At 49.2% G+C, this 20744-nt stretch carries 18 protein-coding genes; 10 read left to right on the top strand and 8 right to left on the bottom strand.

What is annotated here, in order from left to right; all coding sequences use genetic code 11:
- Genes QUE66_RS06655 through QUE66_RS06645 form a run of 3 tightly spaced genes read left to right on the top strand, consistent with a single transcriptional unit; the run spans position 1 to position 3055 of the window.
- A complete protein-coding gene (locus QUE66_RS06655) occupies positions 1-1359 on the top strand; it encodes a BCD family MFS transporter (protein ID WP_286223281.1) in 1359 nt (452 codons plus the stop codon).
- On the top strand, positions 1356-2561 hold the full coding sequence (locus tag QUE66_RS06650; RefSeq protein WP_286223280.1) for a geranylgeranyl diphosphate reductase: 1206 nt from the start codon (positions 1356-1358) through the stop codon (positions 2559-2561). The genes QUE66_RS06655 and QUE66_RS06650 overlap by 4 nt, the downstream gene beginning before the upstream one ends.
- A complete protein-coding gene (locus QUE66_RS06645; protein WP_286223279.1) occupies positions 2558-3055 on the top strand; it encodes a TspO/MBR family protein in 498 nt (165 codons plus the stop codon). The genes QUE66_RS06650 and QUE66_RS06645 overlap by 4 nt, the downstream gene beginning before the upstream one ends.
- A 48-nt stretch (positions 3056-3103) precedes the next feature.
- Here QUE66_RS06645 and QUE66_RS06640 read toward each other — a convergent pair whose 3' ends face one another.
- Both QUE66_RS06640 and QUE66_RS06635 read right to left on the bottom strand, forming a co-directional pair.
- Positions 3104-4381, bottom strand: coding sequence for an NAD(P)/FAD-dependent oxidoreductase (locus QUE66_RS06640; RefSeq protein ID WP_286223278.1), 1278 nt, complete (start codon positions 4379-4381; stop codon positions 3104-3106).
- Positions 4382-4395: 14 nt separating this feature from the next.
- The gene (locus tag QUE66_RS06635) at positions 4396-4734 is read right to left on the bottom strand and encodes a c-type cytochrome (protein ID WP_286223277.1); all 339 of its coding nucleotides are present in this window, start codon (positions 4732-4734) and stop codon (positions 4396-4398) included.
- 220 nt (positions 4735-4954) lie between these two features.
- On the opposite strand from QUE66_RS06635, the gene QUE66_RS06630 reads away from it, so the two are divergent.
- From QUE66_RS06630 to QUE66_RS06620, 3 genes are read left to right on the top strand one after another with little or no spacing between them, the layout of a single operon-like run.
- Positions 4955-6652: an ArnT family glycosyltransferase gene (locus QUE66_RS06630; RefSeq protein ID WP_286223276.1), complete on the top strand. Its 1698-nt coding sequence runs from the start codon at positions 4955-4957 to the stop codon at positions 6650-6652.
- Positions 6643-7917, top strand: a complete 1275-nt coding sequence (locus tag QUE66_RS06625) for an exo-alpha-sialidase (RefSeq protein WP_286223275.1) — start codon at positions 6643-6645, stop codon at positions 7915-7917. Before QUE66_RS06630 ends, QUE66_RS06625 begins: the two co-directional genes overlap by 10 nt.
- Positions 7914-8591 (top strand): hypothetical protein, encoded by a 678-nt coding sequence (locus QUE66_RS06620; protein ID WP_286223274.1) that lies wholly within the window; start codon positions 7914-7916, stop codon positions 8589-8591. The genes QUE66_RS06625 and QUE66_RS06620 overlap by 4 nt, the downstream gene beginning before the upstream one ends.
- A 57-nt stretch (positions 8592-8648) precedes the next feature.
- Here the strand turns inward: QUE66_RS06620 and QUE66_RS06615 are convergent, their stop codons facing one another.
- From QUE66_RS06615 to fabI, 6 genes are all read right to left on the bottom strand, one after another.
- Positions 8649-9635 carry a Bug family tripartite tricarboxylate transporter substrate binding protein gene (locus QUE66_RS06615; protein ID WP_286223273.1) on the bottom strand — a complete coding sequence of 329 codons (987 nt, stop codon included), beginning with the start codon at positions 9633-9635 and terminating at the stop codon, positions 8649-8651.
- A gap of 61 nt (positions 9636-9696) precedes the next feature.
- Complete coding sequence (locus tag QUE66_RS06610) at positions 9697-10542, bottom strand: HpcH/HpaI aldolase/citrate lyase family protein (RefSeq protein ID WP_286223272.1); 846 nt, start codon at positions 10540-10542, stop codon at positions 9697-9699.
- Between the two features lie 11 nt (positions 10543-10553).
- Positions 10554-11927: an MmgE/PrpD family protein gene (locus QUE66_RS06605; RefSeq protein ID WP_286223271.1), complete on the bottom strand. Its 1374-nt coding sequence runs from the start codon at positions 11925-11927 to the stop codon at positions 10554-10556.
- Positions 11928-11929: 2 nt separating this feature from the next.
- The gene (locus tag QUE66_RS06600; protein WP_286223270.1) at positions 11930-12805 is read right to left on the bottom strand and encodes an HTD2 family dehydratase; all 876 of its coding nucleotides are present in this window, start codon (positions 12803-12805) and stop codon (positions 11930-11932) included.
- A gap of 44 nt (positions 12806-12849) precedes the next feature.
- Positions 12850-14172, bottom strand: a complete 1323-nt coding sequence (gene chrA / locus QUE66_RS06595) for a chromate efflux transporter (RefSeq protein WP_458574889.1) — start codon at positions 14170-14172, stop codon at positions 12850-12852.
- A gap of 32 nt (positions 14173-14204) precedes the next feature.
- Positions 14205-14990, bottom strand: coding sequence for an enoyl-ACP reductase FabI (gene fabI, locus QUE66_RS06590; RefSeq protein WP_286223269.1), 786 nt, complete (start codon positions 14988-14990; stop codon positions 14205-14207).
- A 132-nt stretch (positions 14991-15122) separates the two neighbouring features.
- Between fabI and QUE66_RS06585 the strand changes: the two genes are divergently transcribed.
- Genes QUE66_RS06585 through QUE66_RS06570 form a run of 4 tightly spaced genes read left to right on the top strand, consistent with a single transcriptional unit; the run spans position 15123 to position 20672 of the window.
- Positions 15123-16928: an extracellular solute-binding protein gene (locus QUE66_RS06585; protein ID WP_286223268.1), complete on the top strand. Its 1806-nt coding sequence runs from the start codon at positions 15123-15125 to the stop codon at positions 16926-16928.
- A gap of 8 nt (positions 16929-16936) precedes the next feature.
- Positions 16937-17998, top strand: coding sequence for a microcin C ABC transporter permease YejB (locus tag QUE66_RS06580; RefSeq protein ID WP_286224750.1), 1062 nt, complete (start codon positions 16937-16939; stop codon positions 17996-17998).
- The gene (locus tag QUE66_RS06575) at positions 17995-19020 is read left to right on the top strand and encodes an ABC transporter permease (RefSeq protein ID WP_286223267.1); all 1026 of its coding nucleotides are present in this window, start codon (positions 17995-17997) and stop codon (positions 19018-19020) included. Before QUE66_RS06580 ends, QUE66_RS06575 begins: the two co-directional genes overlap by 4 nt.
- A complete protein-coding gene (locus QUE66_RS06570; RefSeq protein WP_286223266.1) occupies positions 19017-20672 on the top strand; it encodes an ABC transporter ATP-binding protein in 1656 nt (551 codons plus the stop codon). Before QUE66_RS06575 ends, QUE66_RS06570 begins: the two co-directional genes overlap by 4 nt.
- Positions 20673-20744 lie beyond the last annotated feature (72 nt).

Below are 20744 nucleotides of genomic sequence, written 5' to 3'. Positions count from 1 at the left end.
ATGACGTCACATACGACCACCCTCAATTGGTTTGGAATCGCTCGCTTAGGTCTGGTGCAAGCCTCCTTGGGTGCGGTGGTGGTATTAACCACATCGGTTTTGAACCGAGTGATGGTCATTGAACTCGCGCTTCCTGCCTTATTACCTGGATTACTAGTGGCGATGCACTATCTGGTGCAATTTATCCGACCCCGTATGGGTTTTGGGTCGGATCGCAGCGGTCGTTCAACACCCTGGATTCAGGGTGGGATGTTAGTTCTGGCGAGTGGGGGTGTGTTAGCAGCAAGTGCTGTCGCTCTCATGAGTCGTGATGTCAGTTGGGGTATTGGTCTTGCTTTTATTGCGTTCATGATGATTGGCTTGGGAGTGAGTGCAAGCGGTACTGCCTTACTGGTACTCCTGGCAAAACGCGTGGATGAGAAACGCAAAGCTGCGGCCGCAAGTTGTGTTTGGCTGATGATGATCTTTGGCTTTGCCATGACCGCTGGAATTAGCGGAAAACTGCTCGACCCATTTTCCTTTGAACGCCTCATCATGGTGTCGCTTGGGGTGTCGTGTTTAGCCTTAGTCATCAGCTTCATTGCGCTGCATGGGCTTGAGCCTAAATCATTGGCGCAAGCGGCACAAAACGCCAATGAACCCAAGCTGCGCTTTAAAGAGGCCTTAGCCGAAGTATGGCAAGAGTCCCGAGTGCGCCGCTTTACCGTATTCGTCTTCATTTCGATGTTGGCATATAGCTCGCAAGATTTGATCTTAGAGCCATTTGCAGGTACTGCGTTTGGTTTAACGCCTGGAGAAACGACAAGCCTATCAGGCCTTCAGCATGCAGGTGTGCTTTGCGGGATGCTTTTGTGTGGATTTGTTACGAGTAGAAGTAAGAATCCCAACTTATCGTCCTTGCGGATGTGGACGGTAGGCGGTTGTATCGCCTCGTCACTCGCCATGTTGAGTTTGGTGATGTCTGGATTAGTGGGTCCAGGTTGGCCATTCTTTAGCACGGTATTTATATTGGGCGTATCCAACGGTGCGTTTTCAATCGCTGCGATTGGCTCCATGATGCAATTTGCTGGCATGGGCAAGGAGCGTCGCGAAGGTGTGCGAATGGGAGTTTGGGGCGCAGCGCAAGCGATTGCCTTTGGTCTGGGTGGCATTTTAGGAACTGGAGCGAGTGATCTTGCGCGTTATTTATTAGGCGACCCAGTGACCGCCTACGCGAGTGTGTTTTTCATTGAAGCCATTTTATTTATGGCTGCTGCCATCTTGTCCTTTTATATCCGACCCATTGAACGAATTACCAAGTCCCAGTCGATTGAATCATCAATCCCTCGTCAGCTTATTTCCCATGGAGGATCATCATGAGTACCCTAGAAACCTTTGATGCAGTGGTCGTTGGTGGCGGGCCCGCGGGGGCGACTGCTGCGGGCGATCTTGCCAAAATGGGGCATACGGTCTTACTACTTGATCGTGCAGGGCGTATCAAACCCTGTGGTGGTGCAATCCCACCCCGTCTGATTAAAGACTTTGAGATTCCCGATGAGTTATTGGTGGCTAAAGCCCGCTCGGCCCGCATGATCTCGCCCAAAAATAATCAAGTGGATATTCCGATTGAGGGTGGCTTTGTGGGAATGGTCGATCGCGATCAATTCGATGAATGGCTTCGAGTCCGAGCAGCCAATGATGGCGCTACGCGTCGCACTGGTATTTTTGAGAAGATCACACGCGATACCGATGGCACTGCAATTGTTCACTATCGGATTCACTCAACGAATCGGTCTGAGCCAGAGAAGACTGGCGCAGTCCGAGCGAAGGCGATTATTGGTGCCGATGGCGCGAAATCAGGAGTAGGGCGTCAAGCTATCCCTGGGGCCAAAGATGTGGACTATGTGTTTGCCTACCATGAGATTGTTCGGGTACCTGAGGCACCTCCTCAAGGTTATGACGGATCGCGTTGCGATGTGTTTTATCAAGGGACACTATCTCCTGACTTCTATGGTTGGATCTTTCCTCATGGCAATACCATGAGCATTGGCACCGGCAGTGCGGACAAAGGGTTTTCATTGCGGGGTGCCGTTGGCCAATTAAAGAAATTGACCAATTTAGAGAACACTGAGCTTCTTCGTCATGAAGGTGCACCGTTACCGATGAAGCCACTTAAAAAATGGGATAACAATCGGGATGTGATTTTAGCTGGCGATGCCGCTGGAGTCGTTGCTCCCGCCTCCGGAGAGGGGATCTATTACGCCATGGTGGGTGGCCGCCTAGCCGCAGAATCAGTGCATGAGTTATTGGTGACAGGAAATGTCAAAGCACTAGCCCAAGCACGTAAGCGTTTCATGAAAGAGCACGGTACCGTCTTTTTGGTACTTGGGATCATGCAACGTTTTTGGTACGGCAACGATAAGCGGCGTGAGCGTTTTGTAAAAATGTGCGAAGATAAAGACGTTCAACGTCTAACTTTTGAGTCGTACATGCATAAGAAATTAGTCCGCAAAGACCCCATGGCCCACATCAAAATCTTCTTTAAAGACATGGCCCACCTTTTGGGTATGGCTAAGGTATGAGTGCGGAGTGGTTTGCACACTATAAGCCGATCATTTTTGCTGTTGTTTGGGGTTTAGTGCTCGCATTGGCTGGAGCATGGGCTACCGATATCGGTGAGTGGTATAAAAGTTTGCAGCAGCCCGCCTGGAAACCGCCCGATTGGGTATTTGGTCCCATGTGGTCCACCATCTTTATTCTTGCGGGCATCGCTTTTGTGATGGCCTATCACCGAGCTCCTAATCAAGAGACCATTCGCATGTTGGTCATTCTCTTTATTGTGAATGGCTTATTTAATTTCATCTGGAGCGTGTTGTATTTTCGGATGGAACGACCCGACTGGGCTCTGATTGAGGCGGTTGGCTTATGGCTTTCTGTATTAGCGATTGTGCTGGCCACCCGTTCGTATTCGCCGATCTCTAGCCTCTTAGTATTGCCATACTTGGCTTGGGTCTCGGTGGCCATGCTTTTGAACTGGACCACGATTCAATTAAACGGCCCATTTGGTCGGGGTTAATAAAAAAGCCAAACATTGCGCTTGGCTTTTCTCGGGGCAGGGTACTTATTAACCCAAGCTATCCGCCCAAATATTACGAGCCCAACCCCAGGCATAAACACCCTCAAGTTTGGTGGGTTCGGACGATAAGCCACCAGAACCAGGAACAGTCTTGAAGGTCTTATCTTTAGCATCGTACTGGTGGACGCTAGCAACGTGGACCACCTCGTCTGCATTGACGAAGCTATAACAGGTGTTGGTGAGCACAGGTGCTTGATTAATCTCAAAGCCGCCGAGCTCAGCAACCACAGCTGCTGCTGCAACCTTCGCATGCGAGTTCGCCATATGACCTGATTTTGGCATTGCTGGCGCAATCTGAATCGAATCACCAAGAACATGAATGTCTTTGGCGGCAGTAGATTCAAAGTTGATGTAGTTCACATTCACCCAACGGGCGTTCGAGTTGGCAATGCCGGTCTTCACCGCAATATCACCTGCACGCATGAGGGGCAGAACATTCAATACATCAGCCTTAACATCGTTTTGCACATCAAATTTGAGAGTCCTTGTTTTGCTATCAACCTCAACCACGTTGTGCTTGGGGCGGTATTCAATCATGCCGGGATACATCGATGCCCAAGCTTTCTTAAATAGACCGCCCTTGGAGGTCACATCATCATTCGCATCCAAGATCAATACCTTGGACTTGGGCTTAAATTGCTTAAAGTAACTGGCCACTTGGCAGGCCCGCTCATAAGGCCCAGGAGGGCAGCGATAGGGTGCCATTGGGATGGAGATTGCGTAGACGCCACCATCTTTCATAGACTCCAGTTGTTTGCGAAGCAGGACGGTTTCAGCACCAGCTTTCCATGCCTGAACCGTAACCCCTTCTTGGTTGGCCTTATCTAAGCCTTTGATGGTATCCATCATGAGACCAATGCCAGGTGACAGGATTAGCTTGTCATACTTCATTGAGCCGCCGGAGGCAAGACGAATAGTCTTTTGCTTTGGATCAATGGCGGCCACCATATCCTTCACAACCTTAATGCCGTGACGCTTCGTCAAGTTGTCATAGGGGGTTGAGATATTCGAGATGGTGGTATGGCCTCCAATCACGAGATTGGAGAGTGGGCAAGAAATGAACTCAGGATTGGGTTCAATTAAGGTAACTTGGGCGGTATTGTTTGAGAACATCCGCACATACTTGGCAGCGGTTGCTCCACCATAGCCACCCCCAACCACGACCACATTGGCTTTACTGATATTGACAGGAGGACTGCTTGCGCAACCGGCTAATACGCCGAGAGAAGCAGCTGAACTAACACCTAGAAAGTGACGACGATCCATTTTTTTATCCTCAATTATTTTTTGCCAAGTACATTGGAAATGGTTTGAAGTTGCTCATCGGTATAGCCTTTGGCCAACTGATGCATGATGGTGCCAGTTCTGGCGCCGCTCTTGAAGGCCTTGAGTTGGGTGAACATCGCATCGGGCGTTAAATGATTAATTTGTGGCATCCCTGCATTGGGTACGCCAACGCCATTGGTGCCGTGGCAATTAGCACAAGTAGCTGCCAAGGAAAGTTGATTGATATTAGCTGGACTGGTCTGACTCGCGGCAATACCGCTAAAGGTCAGCAAACCTGTGGTGCCAATGCTAAGCCCTACGAGCTTGAGCTGACGTGCAGATGGAAAGTGCATTTTAATAATCTCCATTGGTTTTAATGCGAACAACAAAAAGCTTTAGTGATATTAAATGATTGATGGGCAATATTTAAAAGAATGTCTCACGAATTCAATACTTATTAGTCATAATGATATAACCCAAGGAATCCCCTGGGATTAAGGTTTTCCCTAGGTTTTGTGCAAATCTATTTGGGAAATGAAGAGGCCTAAACGCCAGACTAATAAACTAGCGACTATGCAAACGCCCATTTCTATTCCGTCGATTCTGTTTGGGCTCGTTCTAGCATGCATTACTTATCTGTATGGGGTTGATAGTCGCTTTGCTCCCAAGAATGGCGATGAATACCCTTATACCCATATTGTCCGCATGACCAATGCATCCGATGCATGGTTGCCGCTGCAATCAGAAATGATCGGTATTAAAAATACCAAGCCGCCATTATTATTTTGGCAGGGCATGCTCTCAAGCGAGCATGGCAAGGCATGGTCGCTATTTAATTTGCGCTGGCCCAGTTTAGTGTACACCGCACTCACAGCTCTCCTAATTGGGTTGAGTGCAATAGCGATTAGTAGAAATCGTTCGGTTGGAGTGTTGGCCAGCATCATTTGGCTTGCCTTTTTTAATACCTACCGCTATGGGCGCCCCTACCTGGCCGAGCCCCCAGAGATCTTTTGGCTCTCCCTTCCATTTTTTCTGTTACTCATCGTTGGCAAAAGACTGGCTGACTCTAGATTCTTATTCCCATTAATCACAGGCTTTGCCTTTGGTTGCGCATTGCTTTATAAATCGGTGGCCTACATTGTTCCTGCCTGCCTCGTATTATCCCTGTGGTACTGGCAATGGCGCGATCGTCGGGTGATGGAATGCATTCAGCGTGACCTCCTTAAAGTGATCTCGATTGGCCTGATTGCATTAGGCTTATTTGCACTGTGGTTTGTGTTGGATCCGGACCCGCTGGCGATCTGGAATGAGTTCGTCATTGGTGAAAATGCAGGTAAGTTCGCAGCCAGAAATACGAGTTATTTAAAAGACTTCGTCTGGAGTGGTGATAGTGTAGGCATGCTCTTAGTGACGGGAGTAGCTAATGCCGGATTTTTAACATTCGCGGTATTCAACCTCTTTTATCTGGCAATCCGTGATCGCAAGCCAATGAGCACCGAAGAGAAGTTGCTATGGATTTGGATCGCAGTGTTCTTCATTATCTTTTCTCTTCCAAGTCAGCGCTCAGGCCGATATCTGCTACCGATCATGCCAGCGATTGCGATCTTACTGGCTATTCATTGGCAGCAACTCAATCGCTGGACCTTATGGATTGGCTTGGTATTGCAGGGCGTTGTCTTGGTGGCTTTGGCATGGCTCTCTTGGAACATCTATCTTTGGTCCTATCCCGTATGGCATTGGTTCTTACTGCTTGGTGCAATCGGCATCGTTCTAGCTGGGCTAGTTCAGACCCGTTTTACCAAGACAGCAACATTACTGGCTTGTTTTCTCACGATGCTGAGTTTAAGTAGTAGCATCATGCCGCTTGATGGCGTGGCAGGGCGGTTTGATACCAAAACCATTACCGCACTCCAAGGTAAAACGGTGTGGTTCCCTTGCGACTTTCGAGCTAAAGACGAGGAGTATCGCTTTTTGATTCCAGGCGCTGAAATTAAGGGCTATCCCGCGAGCGAGGCTAAAAATCTCACCCAGTTGGCTAATCGCTATGCCTATTTTGCAGTTCAGGCCCCGGTGAATACCAAGTTTGCCCCATGCCCCGATTGTGAGGTGATTGGTGAGCGCCTTGAGATGCGTGCCCGACACTCGTCTGATGAGATTAAGGCGATGCTATTGGGCCAAGTGAGCGACAATCTCTTTGTGAAAGAGTACATCGTGTTTGCCCCATTCAATATCGGTAAAGATACCTCCACCGAGAAAGATGCATGTCGATGATGCGGGTGTTGGCATTTGTATTCTTAGTGGTTGCGATCGCAATGGCGTATTTTCAGTTGGACGATCATCCGGCTTGGGCTGATTTTCAAGTTCCTAGCGAGTCAACCAATACCGATCCAATCCTATCGTCCATTCCAAGCCCATCGAAAACGAAGACCATCGTTAATGCGCCTACATTGCAGGGCTTAGCGGAGTGGTTACCTGATACCACAAGACCCTCGGTGCATGCGGCAAGCGTCATTCCATTAAAAGACGGAAACTGGCGTGCGTTTTGGTTTGCTGGTTCGCGAGAGGGCGCGGCCGATGTGGTGATTCAGAGTGCAGTGTGGGATTCAACAAACAAGCAATGGGGTCCAGCGAGCGTGGTCCTCGATCGAGAGGGCGCGCAAGCAAGTCTCGGACGATACATTGCCAAGCTTGGTAATCCTGTACCCATGCGCAATATCAATGGGCAATTACAACTTTATGTGGTAGCGGTATCGATCGGCGGTTGGGCTGGTAGCTCCATCAGTGTGATGCATTCGGATGATGATGGATTGACTTGGACTGGCCCAAAACGTCTCATCACTACACCCTTAATTAACCTCAGTACCCTAGTGAAGGGTTCTGGATTTTTGTTTGCCGACGGCACCATGGGAATGCCGGTCTATCACGAGTGGATTGGTAAATACGGAGAGTTATTGCGGCTTGATCCGAGCGGTCAAATGCTTGATAAACGACGCATGACCTCGGGCCGTGGCACTTTGCAACCCATTGTCTTTATTGATGATGCCAAGCATGCGAGCGCTTATTTTCGTCAAGCTCGTCGAACGGGCGCCAAGCAAATTCCGGTGAGCTACACCACTAGCGCTGGTGAGCGTTGGGAGTTAGCGCCTGACTTGGGTCTACCCAATCCGAATGCAGCCATCACTGGAGTGGAGCTATCGGATCGAACTCGTTTGATGGTCTTTAATGATTTAGAACACGGACGTCATCGCTTGGTCCTCGCCGCGTCATGGTCCGGCCAGACACAAGCAGATAGCAGCCAGCCAGCTAAGAGCAACTACTCTCCATGGAAGACGATTGCCGTGCTTGAGGATGAGACGGCCTCAATGACCAACCCCAAGGAAGAGTTTTCCTATCCCTATATGAGTCTGAATCAACAAGGCCAAGTCTTGCTGGTCTATACCTGGAATCGCAAGCGAATTAAGTCGATTCTTTGGGATGCTGGTAACTTACAGTCGTATCTCCAGCATATAAAAGCAGAAACGGATCAAACCCCATGACCTTGGCTACCCTCATTCATCAGCTGCCGCTCATCGAGATCAGTCTTGTGACGAGCATTATTTGCTTACATCTAGTTCGCTCCATACTCAATAAGGCTCATGGCTTGATTGCGGGCTTGTTCTTTGTCACCATTGCATCACTCGTTTTATTGGCCCCATTCGCTGCAATTGGTGCACCTTGGAACTTACCGTTTGCAGCTTACATTCGTGGCGTGACTGGCGATTTGAGTATTTTGAGTCTGTTGCTAATTTTATTTACATGGAGTGGATGGAGTGCATTTCGAATCGCAAGCGCGACCCCAATACTGATTGCAGTGATAGCTATCCTGTTTTATCCATTTGCTTTGGGACTTACCTTTTTTGACCCCTACGCTTGGGGTTACCACTCTAGCGTTTTTGCAGGAACTGTTTTGTTGATCGCCGCAATTTATTTCTTTGCCAAGCACTCCTGGGAAGCTCTGATGTTATCGATTGCCGTGATTGCTTGGTCCATTCACTGGCATGAGTCGAATAATTTATGGGATTACCTCTTGGATCCGTTTCTCGCTGCCTGGGCAATTGGATTAAGTATTCGATGGGTGATTTGGGGCAGACCCAAACAAAATGATCTGGATGGATGGGGCATCGATACAAGTCTGATGGCGCGTCGCAAACGCGGTCGGATGTTTGGCTAATGCCCAAATAAAAAGGCCGGTTTGCACCGGCCTTGGAATCATTGAAAGTCCAACAAATTAATCAGGAATGTTGGCTTTACGAATGATCGGACCCCAACGGTTGATCTCGGCATCCAAGTGAGCTTTTAGCGACTCACCGTTTTGCTTCGCAACGGGAACGATATCAATGTTCGAGGAATCCAAGCGAGCCTTCAGATCAGGATCGGTCAACGCCTTCTTGAGAGCAGCATTAAGTTTCTCTAGAACTGGTTTTGGTGTGCCAAGGGGAGCATAAATACCATGCCATACCTTCACATCAAAGCCTTTCATGCCTTGTTCATCCAAGGTTGGAACATTGGGGAGGGCGGAAAGACGCTTAGGAGTGGTTACGCCATAGACCTTCACCTTGCCGTCTTTAATGAACGGAATGGTTTGGGTGGTTTGGTCACACAAAATGTTAACTTGACCACCAACTAAGTCAGTCAAGGCTGGGCCTGTACCTTTGTAAGGAACGGTTGTCACGCGCACACCCAAACGGCTCTGAAAAATCAATCCGCACAATTGAGATACAGCGCCGGGGCCCGCATTGGCCATGGTCACTTTGTCTTTATTGGCGCGAATGTAGGCCTCAAGCTCTTTGAAGTTGTTAGGTGGGAAGTTTTTGCTACCTAAGAGCACCATTGGTACGTCAGCAACTTGACCGATGTACTCAAAGTCTTTGAGGGGGTCATAGGGAAGCTTGTCATATAGAGCTTGAGCAGTAGCCATGCCCATGTGATGGATATAAATGGTGTAACCATCGGGTTTGGATTTAGCAACTTTTGCAGAAGCAACAGTACCACCTGCACCAGGAACGTTTTCAACAACAACCGATTGACCCAAGGATTTACTCATTTGGGTTGCCAATAGACGAGCAATGGTGTCGGTTGGGCCACCAGCAGCAAATGGGACCACGAGGCTAATTGGTTTATCAGGGTATTTTTGTGCGTTTGCAGTGCCGCTTAACAACACACCAGCACCCATCACCGCAGCAAGTAATGCATTCAAAGGTTTTTTCAAGTTCATTCAAAAGTCTCCGTTAGGGATAAAGCAAACGCCATTTTGCCATGGTTTTGTGGCGGTAAACCTAGGGATTACCAGCCAAACTTAGGATGCGGCGCGCCAACATGACAACTGGCCGATCGATCATCTTGCCATCCACCTTGGCGGCTTGCCCCCCAGAGGCTTGATCTGCCGCAATCACCCGTTGGGCCCAGTCGATCTCTTGGGGGGTGGGAGTAAATGCTTGTTTCACAACAGGTATTTGCTTCGGATGAATGCATAACTTGGCGCCAAAGCCAAAGCGTCCAGCTTTTTGTGCATGTGCAAAAATGAGAGCTGTATCGGTCGTCGATTGAGTAACCCCATCGATTGGTGGGGCTATCTGCGCTAATTTTGAGGTCAAAGTCATCATAAATCTGGCGGTATCTAGTTCCGTTTCATTCTCATCGCAGCTGATGCCAAGCTCAACTTGCATATCAAAGTTGCCGAGCGCAAGCCTTAATACCTGCTGCGAACTTGCGATGTCATTCAAATGATGTAGGCCCAGCGGGGTCTCGATCATGGGAATGAATGCGGTGTTGGGGAGCTCTTCGGCAGCCCCATTGATATGATCGCGCGTCTCCGTTTTGGGGATCATGAGGCATGGTGCTTGCAACTCTTTGAGTAATACCAAATCCGCTGCATAAAACGGCGAACCTGGTGCATTACAGCGGACCACCAGCCGCTCTTTATCAGAGTCTGAAATCAATGACCAATGTTGTTTGAGTAGTTCGCGCGCTTTGGGCTTGTCGTCTAGACCAACCGCATCTTCTAAATCAATGATGACGCCTTGCGCTCCACTGGCAAATGCTTTGCTGTAGCGCTCCGGTTGATTCGCTGGAACAAACAAGAAGCAACATGCATCACTTAGTGGTAAGTGGGGGAGGTTCATGGCAGCAATCCTTATTTTGAAAAAATAAACGGTACAGCACTTGCCTGACGAATATCGAATAACAATGCAATGGCTTTGCGCATTTCAGGTTCGGTAGCACCACCACTAAACGCAGCTAAACGTAGAGCTTTTTCTTGGATTTCCGCTCGCGAAAGCGTATTGCCTGGATCACCTTTAGGCTCATCGACGCGACCCTCATAAATACGACCATTTTTAAGATAGACCTTGACCTTACCAATCCAGCGCTGCGGATAAGCTTGATCAACCTCGGGATCTAAAACCATACTCACCCGATTACGTAGGGCACGAATCTCGGGATCATGAAAGTGTTTAGCGAACTCATCGAGACCGGCAAATTGATATTTACAAATTAGCGCTAGAACCGTGCCCATTGAAAATTTGGACTGATGTAAGGTAGTTGCCTCACTAGCGGGTCCAAGAACATCGATCGCGCCCTGATGGACCAGGGTCTCGATGCGGTCAATCTCATTCATCTGCACAGCGTGTTTCTGAATCACTTGCAATAAAGCATCTGCTGCGGGATGGGTATGCCGACACGAGGCATGATATTTGAACGAGGTCTCCGCCAAACACCAACGCGAGCCTAGTCGATCAATTAATTTTTCAGGATTGGCATCGGTTGATGTGCCTGCTGCAAGACCTTGAACGCCCTCGAGTATTTTCTGGGCACCAGTAAATCCGGCTTGTGCCAAGTAGGCGGACATCAGGCCAGTGGCGCTGGCATGCGCAGTATGCAGCTGCTTGGAATCCGCAGCATCACGCAAGAACTCCCAAAGGCCAGCCGATTGCGTACCAGCCGAACCAAAGGCATGCAGCATTTGCTCCGGACTCAATTTGAGCAAACGACCGACAGTTGCGGCAGCCGCTAAGGTACCAGCGGTACCCGTAGTATGAAAAATTTTGTAGTGGGAGCGGCCCAAGAATTCACCGACTCTAATGCCGACCTCGTAGCCAACCACAGCAGCGGTTAAGAACTCACGGCCACTCAGTTGTTTGGCCTGCGCAAGCGCTAATGCCGCTGGAAATACGATGGTTCCTGGATGAAAGACCGAGCCATTATGAACATCATCTTGTTCAACAACATGCGATGCTGCGGCATTGGCTAGGCATGCCAGAAATGGACTCGACATCGAGCGCGACACAATGATTTCTGCGGATCCGGCAACCGCAGGTTGTGACACTGGTCCCATCGATTGGGCAAATTGCGTAATGATCTCAACTGGTTTTGCACCTTTGCCGCCAATCGCAGAAGCAAACCAATCGACTAATAAATCTTCCGCCCGTGCAATAACATCTTCGGGAATGTCTTCAAATTGCAATTGGCTTGCAAAGCGCGCAAGTTCAGCAGAGTAATGGGTCGTCATCGCTATTTGCTCAATACTGCTTTGGCTTGCATCGTTAGCCAACCCTCATGATCTTCTGCCCAGACCCGCAAGGTTTGACCGCTAGGATCATCACCATCTAACGCGGCATTCACTTTCATGCGATGGATGTCAAAAGTTGGACGAATTGCTCTGAACTCGAAGGATTGCAGCTTTCTGCTGGGGTGATGCTCTCTAACTAGATCCACTAAGAGCGTGGCGATCAAAGGGCCGTGCACGATCAAACCTGGGTAACCTTCCTCTTGGGTGACATAACTGCGGTCGTAATGAATACGGTGTCCATTAAAGGTGAGTGCGGAGTAACGAAACAAAAGAACTGGATCGGGATTAATCACCTTGGTCCACTGCGCATCGCGAGGGGCGGGTGTTGGAGCTGGTGGTTTCTCATCAGGACTTGGGGCTGCACGGTACACAATGTCATGCTCTTCGGTTAGTGCAAGCCCTTTTTGATTAGAAATTTGATGTTCAACCAGGACAAACAGCAAATCACCAGTTCGTCCTGATTTGTGAGTGACCGACTTAATCGTAGATACGCGTTCGATCGCATCACCAATTTGCAGTTCACCCACCCAACGCAGTCGACCACCGGCCCACATGCGACGTGGCAGTGGCACGGGTGGCAAGAAGCCGCCGCGCTTGGCATGACCATCCGGACCAATTTCGGACTGTTGAGGATGTGGCAAAAAATACAACCAGTGCCATAGCTCTGGCAAAAAGATACCCGGTTTTGGCTCGGGATCATTGCGGTCGAGGGTTGCAGAAAGAGCGCGGTAAGGTGCGGCGGTCACTTGATCTGGATAACGCTCGGATTTACCAATCCACTCTTGGAGATGGGATAGTGTGGCTTCGTCGATTCTCATGACACCATTATGCCAAGTTTGGCATCAGACTTATCAATCAATATCTAGGAAAACAGCCCACCATTGGCAGCAAACAGAATGCCCAAAAGTCCCGCTAGACCTAAGGTACGAATGACACCCCATTGGAGTCGTAGCATCAGAACTAAAGACGCCAAACAAATGAGAAGTGCAAATACCGATAAGCCACCCGAGAAGCCTTTCGGAAAAAATACCTGATAGGCAAAGAACACCCCAAGGTTGGCAATCACACCAACCACCGCTGCGCTGATCGCGGTCAGTGGTGCGGTAAAGCGTAAATTACCGTGGGTTGATTCAATCAAAGGGGCACCTAAAAAAATAAATAAGAACGATGGCAAAAAAGTAAACCAGGTCGCCACGCAAGCCCCCAGTACTCCTCCCCAAAAACCGAGGCCACCCAAGACCGTGTCATTAGCAAACCCTGCCAGAAAGCCCACAAAAGCAACCACCATGATGAGCGGCCCTGGTTTGGTCTCGCCCAAGGCCAAGCCATCCATCATTTGTGGGGCTGTTAACCATTGGTAATGTTCGACAGCACCTTGAAAGACGTAAGGCAGGACTGCATACGCGCCCCCAAAGGTTAGGAATGCTGCTTTGGTAAAAAACCAAGCCAATTGTGGATAGAGCGATTTCCAACCCTCAATCAGAATCAAAACGACTAGTGGGATGACCCACAATAAAACCCCAATGCTTAAATGTCGATAAAGACGGTTTGCATCATGGCGAGCATGCTCTGGAGTAGGGGTGTGATCACCAATTAGAGCTTCAATACCAGAGTCGCTGCGATGAGATGGTGTGTGGGCCTGATGCGCAAACAGGGATGGGTGGCGTTGACCTAACCAAAATCCAAAGAGTCCAGCGCTCACAATAATGAGTGGGAATGGAACATTAAAAACAAAGATGGCGATAAAGGATAGGAAGGCAAGCCAGGCCAGTATGGCGTGACGAATACTGCGTTTTGCAATGCGGATGACCGCCACGATCACAATCGCGGTCACCGCCGGTTTGATTCCCTCAAACAGCGCAGCAATCAAAGGGGTTTGACCAAACTCCAGATAAATCCATGAGAGCGCAATCAGAATCAAGAGCGAGGGCAGAATAAATAAGGTGCCCGCCAGAATGCCACCCCAGGTTCGATGCATCAGCCAACCTAAATAAGTAGCTAATTGCTGAGCCTCTGGGCCAGGTAGCAGCATGCAGTAATTAAGGGCATGCAAAAAACGACGCTCGGAGATCCAACGTTTTTTCTCGACAAGCTCATCATGCATCATGGCAATCTGAGCGGTCGGCCCGCCAAAACTAATAAACCCGAGTTTGAGCCAGTAGGCTAGCGCCTCTCGTAGCGGTATTTGTGGTTGGGCTTGATCCGAAGAATCGATTTCTAAACCTCGTCCATGCCACCAACGACTTGGCTAAAGCCGTTATCGACATAAATAATCTCAGCGGTAATACCGCTGGCTAAATCGGATAGCAAGAATGAGGCGGCATTACCGACATCATCGACGGTCACATTGCGTCTCAGAGGAGCGGTTTTTTCAACCGCATCTAGAATTTTTCCAAACCCTTTAATGCCCGAGGCGGCCAGAGTTTTAATCGGACCAGCTGAAATACCATTGACCCGAATGCCTTTGGGTCCCAGTGAGCCTGCTAAATACCGAACCGATGCCTCGAGGGATGCTTTGGCTAGCCCCATGGTGTTGTAGTTTGGAACGTTACGCATTGAACCTAAATAAGTTAGGGTAAGAAGGGCGGCATTCGGGCTTAACATGGGGAGCGCTTCTTTTGCCATTGCTGGAAAGCTATACGCTGAGATATCGTGCGCAATCTTGAATGCTTCCCGACTCAAACCCTCCAGAAAATCGCCAGCAATTGCCTCGCGGGGGGCAAATCCAATTGAATGGACAAACCCGTCAAATTGGGGCCAGGATTTTCCAAGATCTTCAAACAGAGCATGGATCTGTTCGTCGCTACCGACATCGCAATCAAAAATGAGTGAGCTATTGAATTCTTTAGCAAATTCTGTGATGCGGTCCTTAAAGCGTTCGCCCACATATATAAATGCCAGTTCTGCACCCTCGCGGTGGCAGGCCTTAGCAATGCCATAGGCGATTGAGCGGTTGGAGAGGAGTCCGGTAATGAGGATGCGTTTACCGCTTAAATAAGCCATGATGAGTCCTTTACTTCAAAATTGATTTGCTATCTACAATTGTTGCATATGCTAAGCCAATTACCCCTGCGATCATTACCAAGCCAATTTGGGGCGCATTGGCGGTCTCTTTTGATCACGCTACTGTGCTCAATGCTCATTTTCCCTCTGGGAGTTGAGGCCGCTCAGGGCATCGCGCAATATGGCAAACCCAAATATGCCGATGGTTTTGCCCATTTTGACTATGTCAATCCGAATGCGCCACGCGGTGGAACACTCACGCTACCCAATCCAGACCGCCGCACCAGTTTTGATAAGTTCAACCCCTTCACCTTGCGGGGTGTGACTGCCCCTGGCATCGGTGCTTTGATGTTTGAGTCATTGGCGGTGAGCAGTGCAGATGAGGTCTCGAGTGTCTATGGCTTAATCGCCGAAGATATAAAAGTAGCACCAGATCAGATGTCGGTGACCTTTCGTTTAAGACCCGAGGCGCAGTTCTCCGATGGCAGTCCGATTTTGGCTGACGATGTCAAACACAGTTTTGATACGCTCATGAGTAAACTTGCCAATCCGCAGTACCGCACCATTTACGCCGATGTCAAACAGGCGGTGGTGGTATCGGAGCGCGTGATTCGGTTTGACTTTAAGACCCGCAATAGCGAGTTACCTTTGATGGTCGGCGGTATACCTGTTTTTTCTAAGAACTGGGGCAAGAAAGCCGACGGCAGTCATACTCCCTTTGACAAGATTACCTTTGAACATCCAATTGGTAGCGGCCCTTACTTAATTGAGTCCTATCGCGCAGGTAAGTCGATGATCTACAAGCGTAACCCGAACTACTGGGGCAATAAGGTGAATGTGCGGGTGGGATTCTTTAATTTTGATCGGATTGTTTACAAACTGTATAGCGATGATGCAGTGCGCTTAGAGGCATTTAAAGCAGGTGAGTTTGATGCGCTTGTGGAGTACCGCGCTAAAAATTGGGCGAAGAGTTATGTGGGCCCTAAATTTAATAATGGCACCCTAATTAAAAAAGCATTTCCAAATCACAACGGTGCTGGAATGCAGGGTTTTGCGATGAACTTGCGTCGTCCTATTTTTCAGGATGTACGAGTTCGCAAAGCTCTTGGATATGCATTGGATTTCGAATGGCTCAATCGCCAACTCTTCTACGATCAATACAGTCGGATTGAAAGTTATTTTCAGAACAGTGATTTGAGTGCTAACTACCAGGGTGAGACCGTGCCCACCGCCGCTGAACTCAAACTCCTAAAACCCTTACAGGCGAAGTACCCTCAATTTGTGCCCGAGGCGGTGTTTGGGGCAATGCCGCCAGCACCGAGTACCACACCGCCCAGTAGTTTGCGTAGCAATCTTCGCAAGGCGAAAGAGCTATTGGCAGAGGCTGGGTGGACCTATCGCGATGGCGCACTTCGTAACGCAAAAGGGGAGGTATTCCGTTTTGAAATCGTCGAAGATGGCCCATTCTTTTTGCGGATTCTGACCGCCTATGTACGTAATCTCGAGAAGTTAGGGATTAAGGTAGATATTCGCACTAGCGACTTTGCACTTCATCAAAAACGCATGGATGACTATGATTTTGATATGACCACCATTCGCTTTCCCGACACCCAAAGCCCGGGGAACGAGCTCTACGATCGCTTTGGAAGTGCAGCAGCCAAGGAGAGAGGTTCTGATAATGTCATCGGCGTGCAATCTCCGGTCGTGGATGCGCTGATTGATGCGATTGTGCGCGCTGAAACGAGAGAGCAGTTGCAAGCCGCAACCCGTTCACTCGACCGCGTGCTGTGGAACAGCTACTATGTAGTGCCGCATTGGTACAGTCCAACCCATCGCATTGCATACCGTAAAGAAATGGGCTACCCCAATCCGCCCTTGTATTACTCAGCCGAATCATGGATTTTGTCAACCTGGTGGTTACAGGAGGCGCGCAAATGAGCTCCGAGATTCTGATCTACATCATTAAGCGGGTTTTGCTCATGATCCCCACCTTGCTTGGGGTTTTAACTCTGACTTTTGCAGTGGTGCAATTTGTTCCTGGTGGGCCTGTCGAGCAGCTGATGCTCGAACTTAAGGGTAAGGGCGATGCAGCGGTCGGTGGTGAGTCCTCGGGAGGTGGCGTGACCTATCGTGGACGTCAAGGGGTGGATGCCGAACGGCTTGAGCAAGTCAAAGCCTTATATGGGTTTGATAAACCTCCGCTTGAGCGCTACTTCATGATGCTCAAACGCTTTGCGCAATTTGATTTGGGACAAAGCTACTACCAACACAAAAGCGTTTGGGATTTGGTGATCTCAAAGCTACCTGTCTCGATCAGCATTGGTCTTTGGACTTTCTTTATCAGTTATTTAGTGTCGATTCCCCTGGGGATTGCTAAAGCGGTCCGCGATGGCACGCGTTTTGATCGCGTCACCAGCACGATGATTTTGGTGGGCTATGCGATCCCGGGATTTGTCCTGGGGGTATTGCTATTGGTACTCTTTGGCGGAGGAAGTTTTCTGCAAATCTTTCCTCTGCGCGGCCTGACCTCCGATAACTGGAGTGAGCTTAGTTTGATTGGCAAAGTGTTGGATTATCTATGGCATTTGGTCTTGCCCATCACCGCGTCCGTGCTAGGTAGCTTTGCAGTGATTACGATGCTTACGAAAAATTCTTTTTTAGAAGAGATTCGTAAGCAATATGTCTTAACCGCCCGAGCAAAAGGGGTGAGTGAGAACAAGGTGCTGTGGAAGCATGTCTTTCGGAATGCCTTAATTCCTCTGATCACTGGATTTCCTGCCGCATTTATTGGCGCCTTCTTTGCTGGCTCACTCTTAATTGAAACCCTGTTCTCTCTCGATGGCTTAGGTTTACTTTCCTATGAAGCAGTGATGCGCAGAGACTACCCTGTAGTGTTTGGCACGCTCTATCTGTTTACCTTAATAGGTCTAATTACAAAGTTAATTTCTGATCTTTGCTATGTGCTGGTCGATCCCCGTATCCAATTTGGCTCTGGGGGTGGATCGTGAGCAAATGGCTGCGCTTTAAAGCGAATCGCTTGGGCTATGTCAGCTTATGGATATTCTCGATCCTGTTTGGTTTGAGTTTATGCGCAGAGTTGATCGCGAATGACAAACCTTTAGTGGTGCGCTACGAGGGTAAGTTCTATTTCCCCTTAGTCAAAAATTATCCAGAGACCGTCTTTGGGGGCGACTTTGCTACGCGCACCGATTATCTCGATCCGGATATTAAAAAGAATATTACCGATGGATCGAACTGGGCCATTTACCCCCTCATCCCCTATAGTTTTGAGACCCTCAATTACTTTGCCAAAGAGCCTAATCCAGCAGCACCCTCGGCGGAGAACTGGTTAGGTACCGATGATCGGGGGCGTGATGTATTGGCACGCCTCATCTATGGATTTCGTTTATCCATTCTGTTTGGCATGGCGTTGACTGCAGTGGGTGTAGCGGTTGGAGTACTCACCGGCGCATTGATGGGATTTTTTGGGGGACGCTTTGATCTCATTACCCAACGCATCATTGAGATTTGGTCAGCGATGCCCGAGTTATATCTGCTTATTATTTTTGCTTCGATCTTTAACCCTAGCGTGCTCTTACTGATTATTTTGTTAGCGGCATTTGGATGGATGGGTTTATCCGACTACGTGCGTGCCGAGTTCTTTCGTAATCGCGCTCTTGAGTATGTGCGTGCGGCTAAAGCCTTGGGACTGACAAATGCCCAGATTATGCGGCGGCATATCTTGCCAAATAGCTTAACCCCTGTCATTACTTTTTTACCGTTCCGGATGAGTGCGGCGATTCTGTCACTCACGAGTTTGGATTTCTTGGGATTGGGAGTGCCTCCTGGAACTCCTAGCTTGGGGGAGTTGCTATCGCAGGGTAAGGCAAACCTTGATGCCTGGTGGATTTCGGTGTCGACCTTCGTAGTGCTCGGGGGCACCTTACTCTTATTAACATTTATGGGCGAGGCATTGCGAGATGCCTTTGATTCTCGCAAGAGCAACCCGTTAACAGGGGCGCGCGCATGAGCTTATTGCGCTATGAGCAACTCTCGATCTCGTTTGGTACTGGGCGACGAGAGAAGTATGCCGTTCGTGAACTCGATCTGAGCATTGCGCCAGGTGAGCGCATTGCCTTGGTTGGTGAATCCGGTTCCGGAAAAACACTCTCCGCACTGGCGCCGCTGCGCCTCACCCCAGAAGGTGCTCGTCTGCAGGGCCGGATTCTCTGGCAACGCGAGGATGGCACAGAAGAAAATCTATTAGATTTATCGATTGAGCGTATTCGGGAGGTTCGGGGGCGGGAGATTGCGATGATCTTTCAGGAGCCAATGACCGCGCTCAATCCCTTGTTTACCATTGGCAATCAAATTGTTGAAGCAGTTCAGGTGCATGAGCCCTTAATGCCTTTGGAGGAATGCCGCCAGACTGCCATTACGCTTCTGAAGAAAACCGGGATTTTGCAAGCAGAAGAGCGTTTTTATGCCTATCCCCATCAGTTATCGGGTGGTCAGCGTCAACGCGCCATGATTGCGATGGCGTTGGCATGCAAACCACGTTTGTTGATTGCCGATGAGCCAACCACTGCTTTGGATGTGAGTTTGCGTCTTCAGATTTTGGATTTACTGCGCGATCTGCAAGAAGAGGCCAAAGAGCGGGGTGGCATGGCGATTCTATTAATCACGCATGACCTCAATTTAGTGAAGCATTTTGCAAACCGGGTAGGGGTCTTAAATCAGGGGTGTCTGGTGGAGGCTGGATCAACGCATGAAGTTTTCTCGCACCCCACGAATCCTTACACGGAGCAATTGGTGAACAGTCAGCCTGAGCGTGAACTGCTACCGGTAGTGCCATTGGCCCCCGTTTTATTAACCGCTCATCGATTAAGTGTCTCTTACCCGCAATCCAATTTTGCTAGTGGTGGCTTGCGCTGGCGGGATTGGTTTAGTAAAGCGAAGCGCCATCAAGTCCTCAAGCCCTTAAGTCTGCAACTCAAGCAAGGGCAAACGATTGGTGTGATTGGTGAATCTGGTTCTGGGAAAACAACCTTGGCCATGGCCATTCTGGGATTGCTTGGAGAGACAAGGGCCAAGGTGGAAGGTGATGTCTCGGTCTTGGATCAATCGTGGTCAACGCTAACTCCAATTGAGCGTCGTGCAATGCGCGCCCATTTGCAGGTGATTTTTCAGGACCCCTTTGGTTCATTATCACCACGCATGACCATTTTTGAGATTGTGTCCGAGGGTTTGAGTGTTCATCAACCGCATTTGTCTTATGGCGAACGGGAGACCCGAGTGGTTGAGATCTTGCGTGAAGTTGGTTTGGATCGTTCCGCTCTCCAGCGCTATCCCCATGAGTTTTCTGGTGGGCAGCGCCAACGAATTGCGATTGCGCGCGCACTGATTCTGAAGCCACAAATACTGGTGCTCGACGAACCCACTTCGGCCTTAGATGTTTCGATCCAAAAACAGGTCTTAAAGTTGCTTAGTGAACTTCAAAAGAAGTACAACCTTGCTTATCTCATCATTAGTCATGATCTAGCGGTGATCCGGGCAATGTCACATGAACTCATGGTGTTACGCTCTGGAGAAGTGGTGGAGTATGGCGAGACTGAGGCGATGGTTCGTGATCCCAAAGAGCCCTATACCAAAGCATTATTTAAGGCGGCGGAGCTGACCTAGAAATAAAAATCGATATAAAACAATTACTTAAGAATCAATATTCGGGATGAACTTGCTTTCCCTTTTGGTTCG

The sequence above is a fragment of the Polynucleobacter sp. HIN6 genome (assembly GCF_030297575.1).
In the GTDB taxonomy this organism is placed as follows: domain Bacteria; phylum Pseudomonadota; class Gammaproteobacteria; order Burkholderiales; family Burkholderiaceae; genus Polynucleobacter.
This window is presented reverse-complemented; position numbering and strand designations above follow the sequence as displayed.

What these genes read in the sequence shown, in the direction of transcription:
- QUE66_RS06640 (WP_286223278.1), bottom strand. Translation starts at nt 4,381, where the DNA reads ATGGATCGTCGTCACTTTCTAGGTGTTAGTTCAGCTGCTTCTCTCGGC.
- QUE66_RS06605 (WP_286223271.1), bottom strand. Translation starts at nt 11,927, where the DNA reads ATGACGACCCATTACTCTGCTGAACTTGCGCGCTTTGCAAGCCAATTG.
- QUE66_RS06630 (WP_286223276.1), top strand. Translation starts at nt 4,955, where the DNA reads ATGCAAACGCCCATTTCTATTCCGTCGATTCTGTTTGGGCTCGTTCTA.
- QUE66_RS06625 (WP_286223275.1), top strand. Translation starts at nt 6,643, where the DNA reads ATGTCGATGATGCGGGTGTTGGCATTTGTATTCTTAGTGGTTGCGATC.
- QUE66_RS06655 (WP_286223281.1), top strand. Translation starts at nt 1, where the DNA reads ATGACGTCACATACGACCACCCTCAATTGGTTTGGAATCGCTCGCTTA.
- QUE66_RS06600 (WP_286223270.1), bottom strand. Translation starts at nt 12,805, where the DNA reads ATGAGAATCGACGAAGCCACACTATCCCATCTCCAAGAGTGGATTGGT.
- QUE66_RS06645 (WP_286223279.1), top strand. Translation starts at nt 2,558, where the DNA reads ATGAGTGCGGAGTGGTTTGCACACTATAAGCCGATCATTTTTGCTGTT.
- fabI (WP_286223269.1), bottom strand. Translation starts at nt 14,990, where the DNA reads ATGGCTTATTTAAGCGGTAAACGCATCCTCATTACCGGACTCCTCTCC.
- QUE66_RS06570 (WP_286223266.1), top strand. Translation starts at nt 19,017, where the DNA reads ATGAGCTTATTGCGCTATGAGCAACTCTCGATCTCGTTTGGTACTGGG.
- QUE66_RS06620 (WP_286223274.1), top strand. Translation starts at nt 7,914, where the DNA reads ATGACCTTGGCTACCCTCATTCATCAGCTGCCGCTCATCGAGATCAGT.
- QUE66_RS06635 (WP_286223277.1), bottom strand. Translation starts at nt 4,734, where the DNA reads ATGCACTTTCCATCTGCACGTCAGCTCAAGCTCGTAGGGCTTAGCATT.
- QUE66_RS06615 (WP_286223273.1), bottom strand. Translation starts at nt 9,635, where the DNA reads ATGAACTTGAAAAAACCTTTGAATGCATTACTTGCTGCGGTGATGGGT.
- QUE66_RS06610 (WP_286223272.1), bottom strand. Translation starts at nt 10,542, where the DNA reads ATGAACCTCCCCCACTTACCACTAAGTGATGCATGTTGCTTCTTGTTT.
- QUE66_RS06650 (WP_286223280.1), top strand. Translation starts at nt 1,356, where the DNA reads ATGAGTACCCTAGAAACCTTTGATGCAGTGGTCGTTGGTGGCGGGCCC.
- QUE66_RS06585 (WP_286223268.1), top strand. Translation starts at nt 15,123, where the DNA reads ATGCTCATTTTCCCTCTGGGAGTTGAGGCCGCTCAGGGCATCGCGCAA.